Source organism: Enterococcus raffinosus (assembly GCF_001886185.1).
GTDB lineage: Bacteria > Bacillota > Bacilli > Lactobacillales > Enterococcaceae > Enterococcus_A > Enterococcus_A raffinosus.
In genome coordinates this window covers 145081-162391 of the sequence record NZ_JXLA01000004.1, presented here as the reverse complement: position 1 = coordinate 162391, position 17311 = coordinate 145081, and the positions used below count along the sequence as shown (strand labels likewise).

The 17311-nt window shown below is 40.5% G+C and carries 15 protein-coding genes and 1 riboswitch; of the genes, 11 read left to right on the top strand and 4 right to left on the bottom strand.

Annotated features, from left to right (window positions below):
* Positions 1-281: 281 nt before the first annotated feature.
* Positions 282-1784, bottom strand: coding sequence for a helix-turn-helix domain-containing protein (locus tag RV13_RS03390; protein WP_010747246.1), 1503 nt, complete (start codon positions 1782-1784; stop codon positions 282-284).
* Between the two features lie 170 nt (positions 1785-1954).
* Here RV13_RS03390 and RV13_RS03385 point away from each other — a divergent pair, with 170 nt between their 5' ends.
* Positions 1955-2560, top strand: coding sequence for a TMEM175 family protein (locus RV13_RS03385; RefSeq protein WP_010747245.1), 606 nt, complete (start codon positions 1955-1957; stop codon positions 2558-2560).
* 22 nt (positions 2561-2582) lie between these two features.
* On the opposite strand, the gene RV13_RS03380 is transcribed toward RV13_RS03385, so the two are convergent.
* Positions 2583-3326 (bottom strand): amino acid ABC transporter ATP-binding protein, encoded by a 744-nt coding sequence (locus tag RV13_RS03380; RefSeq protein WP_010747244.1) that lies wholly within the window; start codon positions 3324-3326, stop codon positions 2583-2585.
* Positions 3327-3390: 64 nt separating this feature from the next.
* Entirely contained in the window at positions 3391-4989 is a 1599-nt protein-coding gene (locus tag RV13_RS03375) for an ABC transporter permease subunit (protein WP_010747243.1), read from the bottom strand.
* A gap of 125 nt (positions 4990-5114) precedes the next feature.
* Positions 5115-5288: riboswitch (Lysine riboswitch) on the bottom strand.
* A 362-nt stretch (positions 5289-5650) separates the two neighbouring features.
* On the opposite strand from RV13_RS03375, the gene RV13_RS03370 reads away from it, so the two are divergent.
* The 8 genes from RV13_RS03370 to RV13_RS03335 all read left to right on the top strand — a co-directional run bounded on the left by RV13_RS03370 (position 5651) and on the right by RV13_RS03335 (position 13453).
* Positions 5651-7681, top strand: a complete 2031-nt coding sequence (locus RV13_RS03370) for a BglG family transcription antiterminator (protein ID WP_010747242.1) — start codon at positions 5651-5653, stop codon at positions 7679-7681.
* On the top strand, positions 7681-7965 hold the full coding sequence (locus RV13_RS03365; RefSeq protein ID WP_010747241.1) for a PTS sugar transporter subunit IIB: 285 nt from the start codon (positions 7681-7683) through the stop codon (positions 7963-7965). Before RV13_RS03370 ends, RV13_RS03365 begins: the two co-directional genes overlap by 1 nt.
* A 90-nt stretch (positions 7966-8055) precedes the next feature.
* On the top strand, positions 8056-9420 hold the full coding sequence (gene ulaA, locus RV13_RS03360; RefSeq protein ID WP_010747240.1) for a PTS ascorbate transporter subunit IIC: 1365 nt from the start codon (positions 8056-8058) through the stop codon (positions 9418-9420).
* Positions 9421-9435: 15 nt separating this feature from the next.
* On the top strand, positions 9436-10278 hold the full coding sequence (locus tag RV13_RS03355) for a transketolase (RefSeq protein ID WP_028020386.1): 843 nt from the start codon (positions 9436-9438) through the stop codon (positions 10276-10278).
* 3 nt (positions 10279-10281) lie between these two features.
* Positions 10282-11232: a transketolase family protein gene (locus RV13_RS03350; protein WP_010747238.1), complete on the top strand. Its 951-nt coding sequence runs from the start codon at positions 10282-10284 to the stop codon at positions 11230-11232.
* Between the two features lie 136 nt (positions 11233-11368).
* Positions 11369-12016 (top strand): NAD-dependent protein deacylase, encoded by a 648-nt coding sequence (locus tag RV13_RS03345; protein ID WP_249024456.1) that lies wholly within the window; start codon positions 11369-11371, stop codon positions 12014-12016.
* 74 nt (positions 12017-12090) lie between these two features.
* Positions 12091-12924, top strand: a complete 834-nt coding sequence (locus RV13_RS03340) for a chorismate mutase (RefSeq protein ID WP_010747236.1) — start codon at positions 12091-12093, stop codon at positions 12922-12924.
* Between the two features lies 1 nt (position 12925).
* A complete protein-coding gene (locus RV13_RS03335) occupies positions 12926-13453 on the top strand; it encodes a transcription repressor NadR (RefSeq protein WP_010747235.1) in 528 nt (175 codons plus the stop codon).
* Between the two features lie 12 nt (positions 13454-13465).
* On the opposite strand, the gene def is transcribed toward RV13_RS03335, so the two are convergent.
* Positions 13466-14029, bottom strand: a complete 564-nt coding sequence (def, locus tag RV13_RS03330; protein WP_010747234.1) for a peptide deformylase — start codon at positions 14027-14029, stop codon at positions 13466-13468.
* A gap of 266 nt (positions 14030-14295) precedes the next feature.
* Here def and rpsO point away from each other — a divergent pair, with 266 nt between their 5' ends.
* On the top strand, positions 14296-14565 hold the full coding sequence (gene rpsO / locus RV13_RS03325) for a 30S ribosomal protein S15 (protein WP_010747233.1): 270 nt from the start codon (positions 14296-14298) through the stop codon (positions 14563-14565).
* 611 nt (positions 14566-15176) lie between these two features.
* On the top strand, positions 15177-17306 hold the full coding sequence (gene pnp, locus RV13_RS03320; RefSeq protein ID WP_010747232.1) for a polyribonucleotide nucleotidyltransferase: 2130 nt from the start codon (positions 15177-15179) through the stop codon (positions 17304-17306).
* The last annotated feature ends 5 nt before the right edge of the window (positions 17307-17311 follow it).

Below are 17311 nucleotides of genomic sequence, written 5' to 3'. Positions count from 1 at the left end.
TGTTTGTTGGTATGCTTATATAATAGCAAGTAGTTATGAATAAAATATGATGAAAAACTAGCGAAACCATTAATTTTATAAAAAATAAAGCTCACTTATATATATGTATAAGGATAATTAACGCTGTGATTAAAAAAATTGAATGAATCAACGATAAACAATAAAAATGAAAGTTGTTCCTATTCGATTTTTATAGATAAATGGATGCAGAGTCTTTATTGTTGAAAAGCTAGGACGGATTCTATAATAAAGAAGCAGGAGCGCATCACTCCTGCTTCTTCCTATTCATACACTCGATTTTTCTTGTCGTAAATATTCCGCAGTTCCAAATAAAGTGGGACCAACTCATTTTTCGTATAAGGGAAATCAAGCTGATACAGCTGAATGTTTGGTTTCTCCTTTTTCAGTAACGATGAGGAGCTAATGATCAAATCATAATCATCCTTCAAAGATACATCGTAAGGCTCCGCATCGATAAAACGCAGATCCTCTAAGAAGCGATATAAGTCTCGGACAAAAATCGCATTGTGTTCGAGAGCGATGCCCACCTTCAAGTTTTGAGCATAAGGAAATTGATTGAAATACGGCAGCAACAATCGTTTGAAGGCTCGCGTAATCATTGGATGAACAGAGCTGATGAAACTATAGGATGGATTGTCCTTGTTCATCTGCATAAAGTTTTGGATATTTTGATACAAAATATATTCGCCGCGGGTTTGCTTTTCATTCGGGTCCATGACCAGTTCAATAATACTTGGAAATGGCTGACGGAAAATAAAATAGCCAAAGGTAATATTTAACATGTTGGCGACAATCAGCGGGTCATCCATGACGGTAGGCCGATCTGGGAAGAGCGCCTTTTTCGCGAAATTACAAAATTCAGTCACAAAATCGTTGACTGGATTTGCTCGTACTTCAAAGTCATGAATCGTTTGTTTCATGCTTTGATCATCACGAATCGTGTAGAACGGGGAATAATGAGCTAGGAAATAAATAAAGCTAGATTCGCCCTTTAACTGTCGTGTGGTCATCGGAACATCTACTAAATCGCGTAATGAAGTAAAGTCGTAATAAGGATTGTCCTTCATTAAGAAATTATAGCGGGGATCGTACTTAACAAATTTCTTATTATTGACACGAGTCAAATTAATACTGGTGAACAATTTAATTTCTTGTGTGCCAAAATAAGTTCGTGATAGCGGAAAATAGTCCTTGTAAGTATCAATGATTCGCGTTAATTGTTGCTGGTCAACATTGATCGGGCATTCGATTCCTCGAGTTCCCAGCCATAGAAGATTGAAAAGAGCTAAGCGAATCAACCGTTCGTCTCCTGACATGCCGGCTTCTGTATATGTAAAGCGAATATTAAATCGTTTCAAATGTTTCTTCAGCTTATCAATTTTTCGAGAAACTGTGGAACGACTCACAAAATATTTCTCACAAAATTGTTCAATTGTTGGATTTTCTTCATTCAAAAAGTATAACATGAACTGGAATGGGACAGCCTGCTGGAGTAAATGGTAACGATATTCATCAACAGTAGCATTAAGGTTTTCCAAATTTACTTTTCCGGCACGCATCATGATGGTTTCGTGGTTCGGTCGGATTTCTGCCAATTCTTGATCTATTTCATTTAGTTCGATAACACTTTGTTGATAATTTAAATCCATATCTTCTGACAATTGGCTAATTGCAAGTACTTGTTTTGTGGATTGGTTTAAATATTTGAAGATATTAAAACGCAAGAGGAGCGACGCATCAAACATAAGTTCCTCATATAACATCTGTTTTCCTCCTTTATTAAATTAGGCGATTAATCTGAATTTTTTTAAGCATATTTCTCCTATATTGTACTTTATTTACAAAAACCTGTCAGTTATTAACTGGTAAAAAGTGAGTAAAATTATATAGAGAAAAACAATTTTCATGCTATTCTAAGAAAGAAGGTGAAAAAATGACAAAGTCACGTTTAGAGGCATTTACAGACGGAGTCGTCGCGATTGTTTTAACGGTTCTGGTATTGGATATTCAAATACCAGATGCGCCAACTTTGGCTTCTTTACTAAGTATTACGAATACATTATTTGCTTACGTGGTTAGCTTCATTTTTGTTGCAGTTATCTGGGTAAACCATCATCGGATGATGCAAATGGCAGAAAAGATCAATTATCGTGTTATTTGGGCGAATATTTTTTGGTTATTTTGGCTAACTTTATGCCCCGCAGTGACGAGTTGGGTAGGTCGTAATCCTGACCATTTTTGGCCTGAATTTTCCTATGTCGTCGTCTACACGATGTGGAGTTTTTCCTATGGGATTTTATCGAAGCAAATCATCAAAGCGAATGCTCCAGAAAGTCATGTAGTGAAGGTTTTGAAAAGAGATCAACGAAGCAAATTATCCATGATCATCAATTTGGCTGTTTTAGCAGGAGTCTTCTTTTTTCCTTCCATCGGTATCTTTGGACGATTTTTGGTCTCTGGCATTTGGATTGTTTCCTATCGTAAAGCCGATCAATACTATCAAAGAATCATTGGCAAAAAAAATCACGACAGAAGTTGAACACTTCCGTCGTGATTTTTTTTTAAGGTTCTGGATGCAATACACGATGTAGAAATTCTTTGGTTCGTGCTTCTTTCGGATTGCCGAAAATATCATCTGGATGTCCTTCTTCAGCGATGATGCCTTTGTCCATGAAGATCACGCGATCTGAGACTTCTTTGGCAAAAGCCATCTCATGAGTGACAATAACCATTGTAAGGCCGCTTTCGGCTAATTTTTTCATGATTTGCAATACGTCACCGACCATCTCTGGGTCTAAGGCAGAAGTGGGCTCATCAAACAGCATCACTTCAGGGTTCATAGACAGAGCACGGGCAATTGCTACACGTTGTTTCTGACCACCGGAAAGCTGTGCTGGTTTCGCGTCAATAAAGCGATCCATGCCAACCTTTTCTAAATTTTCTAATGCGATTTTTCGAGCCTCTTCTTCTTTACGGCCTAAAACGGTGACCTGACCGCTCATACAATTTTGCAAAACGTTCATATTATTAAAGAGATTGAAGGATTGGAAAACCATGCCTAGATGTGTACGGTATTTTGGGAGATTGTAGCCCGGAGCTAAAACATTCTCTCCTTGATACATGATTTTTCCATCTGTTGGTGTTTCTAACAAGTTGATGCAACGAAGGAAGGTTGATTTACCAGAACCTGATGCACCAATGATCGTTACAACTTCTCCTTTGTTGACGTTCATGCTGATATCTTTTAAGACGAGATTATCGCCGAAACTTTTTTTCAAATGTTCGATTTCAATGATACTGCTCATAATGATCCTCCTTGGATAAGTATTCTTTCATAGTAACAAACTGCGAAAAACGTATAGAAATTTCCTATTTATCCTCACCAACAGCTACATCTACATCGTCTAAACGGACATAAGCGGAGGGACCATCCATCTTTTTCTCTACCGCTCGTAAGATACGTGTGGCTGTGAAGGTCAATACGAAGTAAATCACGCAAATAATGAAGTAGGTCTGGAAGAACATGTAGTTTGTACCAGCCGCTGATTTCCCTTGGAAGAACAATTCAGAGACAGAGATGATACTCAATACAGAGGTATCCTTAATATTGATGACTAATTCGTTTCCGGTTGCTGGCAGGATGTTTCGTAAAACCTGCGGTAAAACGACTTTACGCATTGTTTGCCCGTGGGTCATCCCGATGGCATGAGCAGCCTCAAACTGTCCTTGATCAACAGCGAAGATTCCGCCGCGGACAATTTCAGACATGTAAGCACCAGTATTGATCGAAACGATGAATAGCGCAGCTGCGGTACGATTTAAATCAATTCCGAAGGCCATCGCGATTCCATAATAGATAACCGCTGATTGAACAATCATTGGGGTACCGCGGAAAATTTCGATATACGCATTCAGCAGCCAGCCAAAGATTTTTTGCAGACCACGTTTTGCACGGTTGTCCGATTCTGGAATCGTCCGGAAAACGCCGACTAATAAACCAATTAAGGTACCAACAGTCGTACCGACAATCGCAAGGAGTAAGGTCATCCCTGTACCGCGAAGGAACATCGAACCATTTTGTTTTAAGATACGAACAAAGACATTTTCCTTTTTACCTGAAGAGCTTTGTGTTTCGTCAGTCGCTGGCTGGTCTTTGATGGCTTGATCCATGATGTCAACACGTTCATCTTGTGGAATTTCAGCTAGGATCTGATTGACTTGTGCCATATCAGAATCTCCTTTACGCATACCCACAGATACTTGTACATCTTCAGGATTGGTTTGGAAACCATCGGCTTTATCAAACTCAACCATTTTTAAATCAGGGTTGACACTTTCAGCGGTCACCCCTTCAGGTCGTTCACTGACATAGCCATCGATGGTTCCGGATTCCAAAGCGACACGCATCGCTGGGAAATTATCCATGGCTTCCTGTTTGTTTACGTCAGGGATCTGAGGAATGACATCATAATGGAACGTGCTCAACTGAGCGGTAATTTTTGCGCCAGCAAAATCCTTAATTGAAGTTGCTTTTGCATACTTTGTATCTTTACGAGTGACGATGACTAGTTGAGATTCGTAATAAGGATCAGAAAAATCGACTTCCTTTCGGCGTTCAGCCGTTGGCGACATTCCGGCGATGATCGCGTCGATCTTGCCAGATTGCAGTGCAGGGAGTAATCCGTCCCATTCGGTCTTTACAATGACCAGTTTGCGGTTCATCTTATCAGCGATTTTTTTCGCCATTTGAACGTCGTAGCCGCCGGCGTAAGCCTTGTCTCCTTGAATTTGGACAGCGCCGTTTCGGTCATCTTTTTGCGTCCAGTTGAAGGGAGCGTAGCCGGCTTCCATGCCCACGCGTAATTCTCCTTCAGGGGTCTTTTCATCTGCCCGAGTGACTAGCGGGGCTCCTAAAAATGAAATAAATAAGGCAATGAGTGCGATAACTGAAAATTTTCTTCTATTCATATTTTCTCCCTTTCTTGAAATCACGAGATTGGGTAAGGGCTGTCTTTGAAAATCTGCAACAAAAAAAGCCGCCGATTTGTGTATAAGGCCGCTTGCAGATAATAAGAAGATGATGTTCCCTCTCACAAAAACATAGCGCAACTTAGCATCACTGCTAAGACAGTCCGCAAGTTATTCGCTTGCGTCCCAACATACAAAACAAAGAGAATTTTGTACATTTCGGCGAAACTTCCTAGACCTATTTCAACGTGTCTCTGCACTCCATAGGGTTAATAAGGTTCGCGACCTCTACCTCATTGTTCTGAGGCATCTCGTATTCAGTTATTATGTTTCACAGTCTAAAGCCTAGAAATGAAAAAGTCAATGGAAATCATTTGAAACGAACAAAAAACTTGTTCGTTTTTTTAATTACTTTGAATTATTTGTTCGAAAAGACCAAAAATATTAGCAAATAATTTTTCTTTTAGTAAAAAAGTCCTTTTTTGTTTGGATAAAAGTATTGCAACGGTACTATTCGTTCTGAATAATACGATTAAGCGGCCTCAGCACATAATTTTGCTTTCGGTACAATCATTTTGAATTTCAAAACGTAAATTGTACTGAAGAAGGTTCGATAATAAAACGGTTACACTCTATACTTTAGTCAGGAGGTGAGGAGAAAGTGAATTACAAAATGAGCTATCTCCTATCCAATTATTTTAATCGTTACGTAACATTAAAAGAAGCGACCCAGCAGACGGGATTATCTACTAATGAGCTCGCGACTCAATTAGCGGAGTTAAATTTGACCGTTGAAAGCGGGACAGCTTCAGAAGAACAGCATGTGTTCATTAAACCGCTCTCTATCGAGCAATGGACACGAAAACTTGTGAATCATACGTATGAATACCTTGTTTATACTGAGGAGCAGCGTCAGGCAATGATTTATTTGTTAAGTTACTCTGCATTTGAGGAATTGTCACTGTTTCATTTTCAAGATTTTTTAGAGGTTTCAAAAGGCACGGCAATCGCTGACGTTAAAAAGCTTCGAACCTATTTATCCACCCAAGGGATTGAATTGGTGTATTCCAGAAGAGCAGGATTTTATCTAACTGGTAATGAACTGGAGATTCGGCGAGTCGCGCAAAATTTTGTTGCTCGTTTAGTACAGGAAACGACGGGAAAATTTGGTTTGTTCTATTGGTTGAATCAGTTTGATCTGACATTGTATGCGAGCATTCGTGATCATATTCAGAAATTAACGAGTAACCTAGGGCTGACCATTGTACCAAGTAGAATTGAGGAAGTCTGCTTATTGATCGGATTGTCCTATAAGCGTATCAATGAACAGCGTTTGACTCAATTGACTGATTTGGACATTTTACAGTCGTTAACGGTCCATCAAGCGAGTGAGCAGTTTTTTGATACTTTTTTTGAAAAAAATCATCCAATTGAAACAGGCTATCTGACGGTGGTGTTAATGACTATCGTACAAGGAGAAATTCGTGATTTACAACTGGATTTCTTACTAAGCTGTTCGGCAGAAATTATCCATCGGATGGAAAATTATTCAGCAATTCAATTTTCAAATTTTAGAGAATTATTGATGAATCTTTTTTATCATCTAGTTCCCGCTTATTTTCGTATTCGGTTCGGTTTTTACTTGCCTAATGTTTTGATTGAAAATATTCAACTGGATTATCCGGAGATTTTCGATTTTACAAAACAAGCACTTTATCCGTTAGAGCAAGTTGTAGGACAAAAAATTCCCATTGAAGAAGTTGGTTTCTTTTCCATCTTGTTTGGTGGAGCGATTACCAACCAGAAGGCTGAAGAAGCTGAGAAGGAAGTCCGGGCGCTCATTGTTTGTCCAAGTGGGATCAGCTCTTCTTTGATCTTACAAACAGAGTTAAAAAAAATGTTTTCGACGATTCGCTTCCAGGAAGCTGGCTCGATCGATCAGCTGCAGAATATTTCGGAGGAAAATTATGATGCGGTTTTCTCAACCATTCCATTGAATAGCAAGAAACGTGTGTATCTTGTTAAGCCGCTAATGTCGCAGCTGGAAAAAAATCAATTGATCAATCATGTTCAGGAAGAATTGCTTGTTCCTGGTTATTCACTGCCCAGTGCGGAAGAAATACTCAAGGCACTGAACCCCTATATTGATTTGAAAAAAGGGGTGACGGAAGAAAAGCTGTACAAAGTGTTAAATAAGAAAATGAATCGATTAATTGAGAAAAAGGAGGACAATCGTCCAATGTTAACAGAACTTATTACTCCGGATATGATCCAAATCAGCACAGAGGTTGCGGATTGGGAATCAGCGATTCGTTTGGCGGCACAGCCTTTGCTAGATAGCCAAAAAATCGAGGATCGTTATTCGGAGGCAATGATTGAAAAAGTAAAACAGTATGGACCATTTATCCATATCGGTAAAGGGATCGCTTTGCCCCACGCACGACCTGAAGACGGTGTAAAGGCATTAGGAATGTCGCTCTTAAAGGTGGAAAAGCCCGTTTTACTATTAAATGATGAAAAGCATGCCATTCAACTATTTGTTTGTTTAGCAGCAGTCGACAACGAAGCTCATTTGCGTGCATTGTCTAGTCTAACCAAATTATTATCCAATCGAGAGAACTTGGATGACCTATTGGCATCCACAACCAAAGAAGAAATCACAACTATTTTAACTAGAGGAGAGAATAACTAATGAAATTTGCAGCAGTATGCGGCTCAGGCTTGGGCTCAAGCTTTATGGTAGAAATGAATATTAACAGCGTATTACAAGAATTAGGGGTAAAAGACGTCGAAGTTGCTCATTACGATATGGGGAGTGCCGCGCCCGATCTGGCGGATGTCTTTTTTGTGGGGACAGACTTAGCAGATAGCGCGAAGCATCTTGGAGAAGTCGTTGTTTTAGACAGCATTATTGATATGGATGAATTAAAAACCAAGGTTCAAGCGGTTTGCCAAGAAAAGGACCTGCTTTCCTAACATTTTTGCTAGATAGTAAAGATGTCTTGTTCTTAGCTATCTGAACGGATAGTAAGAGGGTTACTTGAAAACGATATAGGAGGAATACAAATGAACGGAATTTTGGATATTTTGATCGATATTGCCAGTACACCTGCTTTATTGGTTGCATTAATAGCCATTTTAGGGAATGTTTTGCAGAAAAAAGATACAGCGTCTATTGTTAAAGGCGGAATTAAAACGTTTGTTGGATTCTTGGTAGTAACTGCGGGTGCTGGTGTAGTTGAGGGCTCGTTGGCACCGTTTGGTGAGATGTTTCAAGCCGCCTTTAACATGCAGGGAGTGGTACCAAATAATGAGGCCATCGTAGCGCTGGCTCTAACGAAGTATGGCACGTATACAGCACTTATTATGTTAGTCGGAATGTTTTTTAATATTTTGATCGCGCGTTTTACACGTTTCAAATATATTTATTTGACTGGGCATGCAACCTTATACATGTCTTGTATGATTGGTGTCATTTTAAGCGTAACGAAAATGGGTGCCGTTCCATTAGTGCTGTTTGGCGGTCTAGCCTTAGGAATAGCCAATACTATTTTTCCAGCGGTGGCTCAACCATTTACAAAGCAAATTACGAAGAATAATACCGTTGCCTTAGGACATACTGGAAACTTCGGCTACGCCTTGAGCGGTCTCATCGGAAAATATGTTGGCAACAAGGAAAAATCAACAGAGGATATTAATTTTCCAAAAGGCTTATCCTTCCTACGAGATTCTACTGTCAGTATCACGATCACGATGGCTGTTGTTTATGTGATTGTGGCTCTCTTCGCCGGAAATTCTTATGTTACGACCAATTTAAGTGATGGGACAAACTACATCATCTATTCCTTACAACAAGCTGGGTCGTTTGCGGCGGGCGTCTTCGTCATCTTAGCTGGGGTTCGTTTGATCTTAGCGGAAATTGTTCCAGCCTTCAAAGGGATTTCAGAGAAATTAGTCCCAAATTCAGTACCTGCATTAGATTGTCCAATCGTATTTCCATATGCGCCAAATGCTGTATTGATCGGGTTCTTGACTAGTTTTGTTGGCGGGATTGTAAGTTTGGTGATCATGGTTCTTACTGGAACGACTGTGATTATCCCTGGTGTCGTACCTCATTTCTTCTGCGGAGCAACAGCTGGAGTTTACGGGAACGCTACTGGGGGACTGCGAGGAGCAGTCGTTGGTTCTTTTGTTCATGGAGTAATTATCAGCTTTATGCCGATTATTTTAATGCCGGTTATGGGTGATTTAGGCTTCCAGGGGTCCACCTTCTCAGATACCGACTATGGTGTCGTGGGTATCTTCCTAGGAAACTTAGCAAATGCTGGTGGACAAATCGCAGTCATTTCTGGAATTGTGGCTGTCTTAGCGGTATTGGTTGGATTAACGGCCATAGGCAAAAACAAAAAATCAAAAGCTGTCTCAGAGTAAGAGGAGAAGTGTGGAATGAAGAATGTGACAATCAAAGAGTTAGAGGATTTGGCGACAAAAATTCGAATCAATAGTATTGAAGCTATTCGAAAAGTCGGAGCGGGGCATATCGGGGGTTCGCTATCAATTGTTGAACTATTAGCTGTGCTTTATGGGAAGCAAATGGTTTATGATCCCGAAAATCCTCAGTGGGAAAAGCGTGACCGCTTAGTATTGTCAAAAGGACATGCGGGTCCAGCTTGGTATAGTGCATTATCGGCAGTTGGCTTCTTTCCAGAAGCATGGTTATGGACATTGAATGAGGGAGGAACCAAGTTGCCCTCACATCCAGACCGAAGAAAAACTCCTGGTGTGGATGCTACTACAGGTTCACTAGGACAAGGAACTTCTCTAGCGGCAGGGATAGCTACTGGATTGAAACTGCAAAAGAGCGAGAGCTATGTCTATCTAATTGTCGGGGATGGCGAATTAAATGAGGGGCAATGCTGGGAAGCTTTTCAATACATTGCTCATTTCAAATTGAATCACTGCATCGTAATCATTGATGAAAATAAGAAGCAATTGGATGGCACGACACAGGAAATATTGAATCCGTTTGATCTTACAGAAAAAATGCGCGCGTTTGGTTTTGCTGTACAAAAAGCCAAAGGAAACGATCTAATCGCCATTGATCAAGCGATTGAAGCATGTAAAAAAATTGAAGACCAAGCAGTTTGTATTATTCTAGATAGCGTAAAAGGGCAAGGGGTAAAATTTTTTGAAGAAATGGCGGCCAACCATTCAGTAAAATTTGATAATGATGCCGTTCAAGAGGCTACAGATCAAGCCCTAGAGGAATTAAGAAAGGGGCGTGCCTAAAATATGTTCACCTTAGCAGAGAATCATGAGGTTGGTAAAGAATTGCGGGCAACGGTAGTAGATGCCTTGAAAGCGGCGATGTCAGTAGATGAGAAAATCATCGCACTGGATGCGGACCTGGGCGGCGCAAGTAAGTGGACAGAGCTTGCTCAAAGTACACCAGAACGTTTTATTAATGTTGGAATTGCTGAAGCCAACATGGTCGGGGTGGCAGCAGGACTTAGTCTGACTGGCTACACACCATTTATCCACACCTTTGGTCCTTTTGCGACGCGTCGTGTGTTAGATCAAATCTATCTATCTGGTGCTTACGCAGATAACACGATAAATATTTATGGTTCAGATCCAGGCTTTACTGCGGGGCATAATGGCGGGACACATACCACATGGGAGGATGTCGCACTATTGCGTTCAATCCCAGAAGTCATCATATGCGACGCCGCCGATGAAGTGCAGATGGATTGGATCATCAAGGAATTCGCTAGATTAAAAGGCGTACATTATGTTCGCGGCAATCGTAAAGGTGTAAAAAATATCTATGCACCCGGTTCGACCTTCAAGCTTGGTAAAGGCAATGTATTGCGAGAAGGACAAGACTATTTGATTGTTGCCACAGGTCAGCTTGTTTCTGAAGCATTAGAAGTAGCGAACGCCTTAGAAGCGAAGGGAGAATCAGTCGAAGTTATTGATATGTTTACTATCAAGCCTTTAGATAAGGAATTGCTGCTGGAACGATTCATTGGAAAGAAAGTCGTTATCACGATTGAGAACCATTCGATTACTGGTGGCCTAGGTAGTGCTGTGGCCGAAGTTTTAGCCGATAACGGGTTGGCGATACCATTGAAACGAGTTGGTGTTGATGAGCGTTTCGGTCAAGTAGGAACGCCAGCTTTCCTACAGGAGGAATTTGGCTTGACGACGACAAAAATTTTAGAACAACTAAACAGCCTATAAAAAAGAATTCCCTCAATTTTTAATTGGGGGAACTCTTTTTGTTTTGTGTTGAATTTATACTATACTGATTCTTGAGGTGATAGAAATGGAAATCACAGTTGAACAAGCTGTAGAAATGATTTAACAAAGCAAAAGTATTACATTTCTAACAGGAGCAGGGGTTTCAACGCCTTCTGGAGTCCCTGATTATCGGTCGCTGCAAGGGGTATATCATGGACTTGAGGCGCCAGAATATCTTTTAAGTAATGCGTGCTTGGTTCATGAGCCAGAAAAATTTTATCAATTTGTAAAGCATTTATACCATGAAGAGGCGCAACCCAATAGTATTCATCTAGCAATGGCGGAAATGGAAAAAACGAAAAAAATCTGGGTCGTATCGCAAAATATTGATGGTTTGCATGCAGCAGCAGGAAGTCGGCATTTAGTGAATTTCCATGGTTCCTTATATGACTGTTATTGTCGTAATTGCGGAGAAGCCGTGCCATGGGAAGAGTATTTACAAAGTGATCGGCATCGCGTATGCGGTGGACAGATTCGGCCAAACATTGTTTTATACGGTGAAGGATTTGAAGAGAAGGTGATTCAGCAGGCAATCCAAGCAGTTGGAAATGCTGAGCTTGTAGTTATCGTAGGAACAAGCTTTCAAGTTCATCCGTTTTGTGATTTAATTTATGAAAAACAACAGTCTGCGAATGTTTTAGTAATAAACCAGACACCGATTCAATTGGCAGGCGAGTATAATTTTGTGCAAACAAATGGTGTAGCAGTTTTTAGTAAATTGTAGATACGTATCTGTTCCATCTGCAGTTTTTAAGAGAATAGAAGAGCATTGTGACATAAAAGTTAGGAGGAAGATGAGTGGAGTTAACAGAAAAAGAAAAAATGATTGCAGGCAAATTATATTTTGCGGGTGATCCTGAATTAGTAGCCGACCGTAAAGATGCACGAGTGAAATTGCATGCAATCAATCAAGAGATGGATAAGAAAAAACGCGAGGAATTGGTAAAGGCGACCTTTGGCGGGACTAAAAACCGTGTATACATCGAGCCGACAATCTCCTTTGATTATGGCTACAATATTTTTGTTGGAGAGAATTTCTATTGTAATTTCCATAATGTTTTCTTAGATATTTGTCCAATTACCATTGGTGACAACTGCCTGTTTGGACCGAATGTTCAATTGTATACAGCTAGTCATCCACTAGAACCAGGAAAACGGAACAGCGGACAAGAACTTGGCAAACCAATTACTATTGGGAACAGTGTTTGGATCGGCGGTTCTTCTGTCATCATTCCAGGTGTGACTTTGGGTGATAATGTTGTTGTTGCTGCGGGAGCAGTCGTGACGAAGTCCTTCCCAGACAATGTCGTGGTAGGGGGGAATCCAGCGCGGATTATCAAGACGATCGAGGAAGACAAGGAAAAGGACGCCTTGACTCAAGCACGTGAAAAAATTGATCAAATTGATCAGGAGCTCGTGAGTCTATTAGAAAAACGAATGTCGGCAGTTAGTGAAGTGACTGCTTATAAAGCGCAAACAAAAAAAGCGGTCTTAGACACTAATCGAGAAGAAGCAGTGTTGGAAAATGTCGCGAATTTGGTAAAGGATGAAAACTATCGAGAAACGATTGTAGAGACATTTAAGGATATTATGAAACAATCACGGAATTATCAAGAAAGGCGGTTGAAATAGCATGATGGATGGGGATAAACGTAAAGCTGAAATATTACGCGCGCTGCAGCAAACGGAAAAACCAATCAGTGCCACCAGCTTTGCAAAAGAATTTGGCGTGAGCCGTCAAATCGTAGTTGGTGATGTTGCATTATTGCGAGCCTCAGGAGAAAATATCATCGCAACTGCCCGCGGTTATCTGTTAGAACGTGAATCTGAAAAGCTAATTAGTAAGATAGCTGTACAACATACGCCACAGCAAACAGCGGAAGAACTGCGAACGATCGTTGAACACGGCGGTGAAGTGATTGATGTCGTCGTAGAACATCCTTTGTATGGTGAACTTGTCGGAGGCTTGCATCTTACAACGCAGCAAGACGTGGATACGTTTATTAAAGAAGCGAATGAGCTGCAAGTAACCCTCTTATCCGAGTTGACAGCGGGGATTCATTTACACACGATTGCCTATGAAACGTTAGAAGATTTAGCAGAAATCAAACAGGCGCTTTCAGAAAAAGGGATTCTATATGAAGAAAAACACCATTCGTAGTGAATGGTGTTTCTATTCGATGACTAAAACGCCATCTTTTAGTTGTAACGGATTCTTTTCATCGATATGATCGTAGAACATGACGCCATTAATATGATCAATCTCATGCTGTACAACGATTGCGTTATAGTTTTTCAAACGTATTTTATGTTTCTCGCCCTCTGCATCAAAATAAGAAACAGTAATGCGTGCAGCACGAACAACATAACCTGGTACTTCACGATCAACTGATAAGCAGCCTTCTCCTTCGCCTAAGCAGGCCTCTTGGACCGAGTGGCTTAAAATTTTCGGATTATACATCACTGTACTGATTCCGTTCTCAGGTTTTTCTGGATCAACACTTGGAACATGAACAGCAATGATCCGTTTTGAGATGTCTAACTGGGGAGCGGCCAAGCCGACACCGCCTCGTAGATTTAATTCTTCTGCTTTTACGGGGTCTTGACTGTTTTTAAGAAACTGCAGCATTTCTTTGCCAAGCTCCACATCTTCAGCGATTGGAGGAATCGGGACTTCTTTGGCAACAGCCCGCAAGGTCGGATGGCCTTCCCGAATAATATCATCCATTGTGATCATTAAAAAGTCTCCTCTCAGACATGATTTCATCAAGTTAGTTTAACACAAAAAGTAAGTAAGGTAAAAAAACTGTTTCTAGAGAAGCCGTTCTTTAAAAAAATTGTAATGATTGTAAAAGACTTGCTTAAATTGCTGTACAGCTTGATTTTTTAGAGTAAATAAAGTAAAGTGTTAGAGTGTGCAAAGCGCACCACCTATCACTTGGTTGGGCGATTCACCAACGCTCTACTCAGTCGTAGGAAGAAAAAAAGGAAGAGGTGAAAACCATGGCATTATCAAAAGAACGTAAAAACGAAATCATCAATGAATATGCTCGCCATGAAGGAGATACTGGTTCTCCAGAAGTACAAATCGCTGTATTAACGGAAGAAATCAATCAACTTAATGAGCATGCACGTGTCCACAAAAAAGACCATCATTCATATCGCGGTCTAATGAAAAAAGTTGGTCATCGTCGTAACTTGCTAGCTTACTTACGTAAGAATGAAGTACAACGTTACCGTGAATTAATCCAACGTCTAGGACTACGTCGTTAATTCGTACTACTATGAAAGTGAGGTTCCTAGGAATCTCACTTTTTTTGACAGTTTCACTTCGTATTTTCAATACGTTAATGAAATGTTATGCGAAGCGAGAATAAGTTCATTTTCTCTATTTTTGAGAAAATGAATACTTTGCTTCCGAGATAGTTGCTAGTTTTACTTCCTGCTTTAGCAGGTTAGTAAAATAGTATGCGTACGAAAATCAATTCATTTTTCTGGTTTTCTGGTTTGTAGAAAAATGAGTTCACTTAAAATGAGCTAGCTGCTAGTTTATCATACGAACGTAGAAAATATTAGTAGGCGATCGTTCATATCTAAGTGAATCTATTACCGAGACTTTCTCGGAAAAAATAAAAGACCTTTGATTAGCGTGTTGTCACTCTACTAACCAAATGCAAGTAGAGGTTGAAACAGAAGTGTTCAGCTTCAAGAAATAAGACAGGCAATCTGAAAACAGCTTTTCATATTTTCGAGATTGACGGACTTATTTCCGTAGAAGCTACTTCTGGTACACCGTTTATTGGCAATTTCAGTGTACGGATGTTTCACCCGCTGTTTCCATTTGTTTAGTAGCGTCGCACTGGTCAAAGGGAAAAGGAGAAATTATGTCAGAAAAACAAGTTTTTAAAACCACTTGGGGCGGGCGCCCTCTGCAAGTTGAAATTGGTCAGCTTGCTAAACAAGCGAATGGCGCAGTATTGGTTCGCTATGGAGACACAGTTGTATTAAGTGCAGCGGTTGCTTCAAAAGAAGCGAAGGATACCGACTTTTTCCCATTAACGATCAACTATGAAGAAAAGATGTATGCGGTAGGTAAAATTCCTGGAGGCTTCATTAAGCGTGAAGGACGTCCAAGTACAGATGCGACTTTAACCGCTCGTTTGATTGACCGCCCGATTCGTCCGATGTTCGCTGATGGCTTCCGTAACGAAGTTCAAGTAACAAACGTGGTAATGAGTGTGGAACAAGATTGCTCCCCTTCAATGGCAGCGATGTTTGGTTCTTCATTAGCGTTAGCTATTTCAGATATTCCGTTTGACGGTCCTATCGCAGGCGTTGATGTGGGACGTGTGAATGGCGAGTATGTGCTAAACCCTACGACGGAACAACATGAGGCATCAGATATTGATTTAACCGTTGCCGGTACGAAACAGGCTATTAACATGGTTGAATCTGGTGCAAAAGAAGTCTCTGAAGAAGATATGTTAGGGGCATTATTGTTCGGTTTTGAAGCAATTAAAGAAATGGTCGCTTTCCAATCTGAAATCGTCGCAGCAGTCGGTAAAGAAAAAATGGAAGTGTCCTTATTACAAGTCAATCCAGAATTGAAAAAAGAAATTTTTGACGGCTATTACGAAACAATGAAGACAGCTGTAATGACAATGGACAAATTGGCTCGTGAAGATGAAATCGAAAAAGTTAAAGAAACAGTGAAAGAAGTCTATGGCGAAAAATTTGCGAATGTTGAAACCGAAGACTTAGTTCAAATCACAAAAGAAGTGAAACAAATCGCAGAAGATCTTGAAAAAGATGTCGTGCGCGAATTAATCACGATTGACAAGATTCGTCCGGATGGTCGTAAATTAGATGAAATCCGTCCATTGGCAGCAGAAACAAGCTTATTGCCACGGGTTCACGGATCAGGTTTGTTCACTCGGGGACAAACACAAGCATTGTCTGCTTGTACCTTGGCGCCTTTAGGTGAGCATCAAATTATTGATGGGTTAGGAACAGTTGAAAGCAAACGATTCATTCATCATTATAATTTCCCACAATTCTCTGTTGGTTCAACAGGACGAGCAGGCTCTCCTGGTCGCCGTGAAATTGGCCATGGAGCATTGGGTGAACGTGCTTTGGCTCAAATTATTCCAAGTGAAGAAGATTTTCCTTATACAATCCGTTTAGTGGCGGAAGTATTGGAGTCAAACGGATCGTCTTCACAGGCAAGTATCTGTGCAGGTACTTTAGCATTGATGGATGCGGGTGTTCCAATTAAAGCGCCTGTTGCCGGGATCGCTATGGGATTAGTTTCAGATGGAGAAAACTATACAATCTTGACAGATATCCAAGGGTTGGAAGATCATCTTGGCGACATGGACTTTAAGGTTGCAGGAACAAAAGATGGTATCACTGCTTTGCAAATGGACATTAAAATCCAAGGGATTACAGAACAAATTCTTTCAGAAGCGTTGACACAAGCGAAAAAAGCGCGGATGGAAATTTTAGAAGTGTTGACGGATACGATCGCTGAACCACGTGAAGAATTAAGTCCTTATGCACCGAAGATTGAAATGATCCAAATCGACCCAGATAAGATCAAGACAGTTATCGGTAAGGGCGGCGACACAATCAATGGCATTATTGAAGAAACTGGCGTGAAAATCGATATTGATCAAGAAGGCAATGTCAGCATCGCTTCTTCCGATGCTGAGATGATTAAGAAAGCTATCAAGATCATTGAAGAACTAACAAAAGAAGTAAAAGTCGGCGAAGTTTATCTAGGTAAAGTAGTTCGTATCGAAAAATTTGGTGCTTTCGTAAACTTGATTAAAGGCAAAGACGCGCTGGTTCATATTTCTCAACTTGCTAACGAACGCGTTAATAAAGTGGAAGATGTTGTGAAACTAGGGGACGAAGTACTCGTTAAAGTCACTGAAATCGACCGTCAAGGACGTGTAAATGCTTCTCGTAAAGCCTTGCTGAAGGAAGAAGAAAGCAAAAAAGAAGAAAAATAGTTTCT

Excerpts from the sequence above, each read along its gene's own strand:
- RV13_RS03335 (WP_010747235.1), top strand. The coding sequence starts at position 12,926 with ATGATGGATGGGGATAAACGTAAAGCTGAAATATTACGCGCGCTGCAG.
- pnp (WP_010747232.1), top strand. The coding sequence starts at position 15,177 with ATGTCAGAAAAACAAGTTTTTAAAACCACTTGGGGCGGGCGCCCTCTG.
- RV13_RS03380 (WP_010747244.1), bottom strand. The coding sequence starts at position 3,326 with ATGAGCAGTATCATTGAAATCGAACATTTGAAAAAAAGTTTCGGCGAT.
- RV13_RS03390 (WP_010747246.1), bottom strand. The coding sequence starts at position 1,784 with ATGTTATATGAGGAACTTATGTTTGATGCGTCGCTCCTCTTGCGTTTT.
- RV13_RS03350 (WP_010747238.1), top strand. The coding sequence starts at position 10,282 with ATGTTCACCTTAGCAGAGAATCATGAGGTTGGTAAAGAATTGCGGGCA.
- RV13_RS03385 (WP_010747245.1), top strand. The coding sequence starts at position 1,955 with ATGACAAAGTCACGTTTAGAGGCATTTACAGACGGAGTCGTCGCGATT.
- RV13_RS03355 (WP_028020386.1), top strand. The coding sequence starts at position 9,436 with ATGAAGAATGTGACAATCAAAGAGTTAGAGGATTTGGCGACAAAAATT.
- RV13_RS03375 (WP_010747243.1), bottom strand. The coding sequence starts at position 4,989 with ATGAATAGAAGAAAATTTTCAGTTATCGCACTCATTGCCTTATTTATT.
- def (WP_010747234.1), bottom strand. The coding sequence starts at position 14,029 with ATGATCACAATGGATGATATTATTCGGGAAGGCCATCCGACCTTGCGG.
- ulaA (WP_010747240.1), top strand. The coding sequence starts at position 8,056 with ATGAACGGAATTTTGGATATTTTGATCGATATTGCCAGTACACCTGCT.
- RV13_RS03365 (WP_010747241.1), top strand. The coding sequence starts at position 7,681 with ATGAAATTTGCAGCAGTATGCGGCTCAGGCTTGGGCTCAAGCTTTATG.
- rpsO (WP_010747233.1), top strand. The coding sequence starts at position 14,296 with ATGGCATTATCAAAAGAACGTAAAAACGAAATCATCAATGAATATGCT.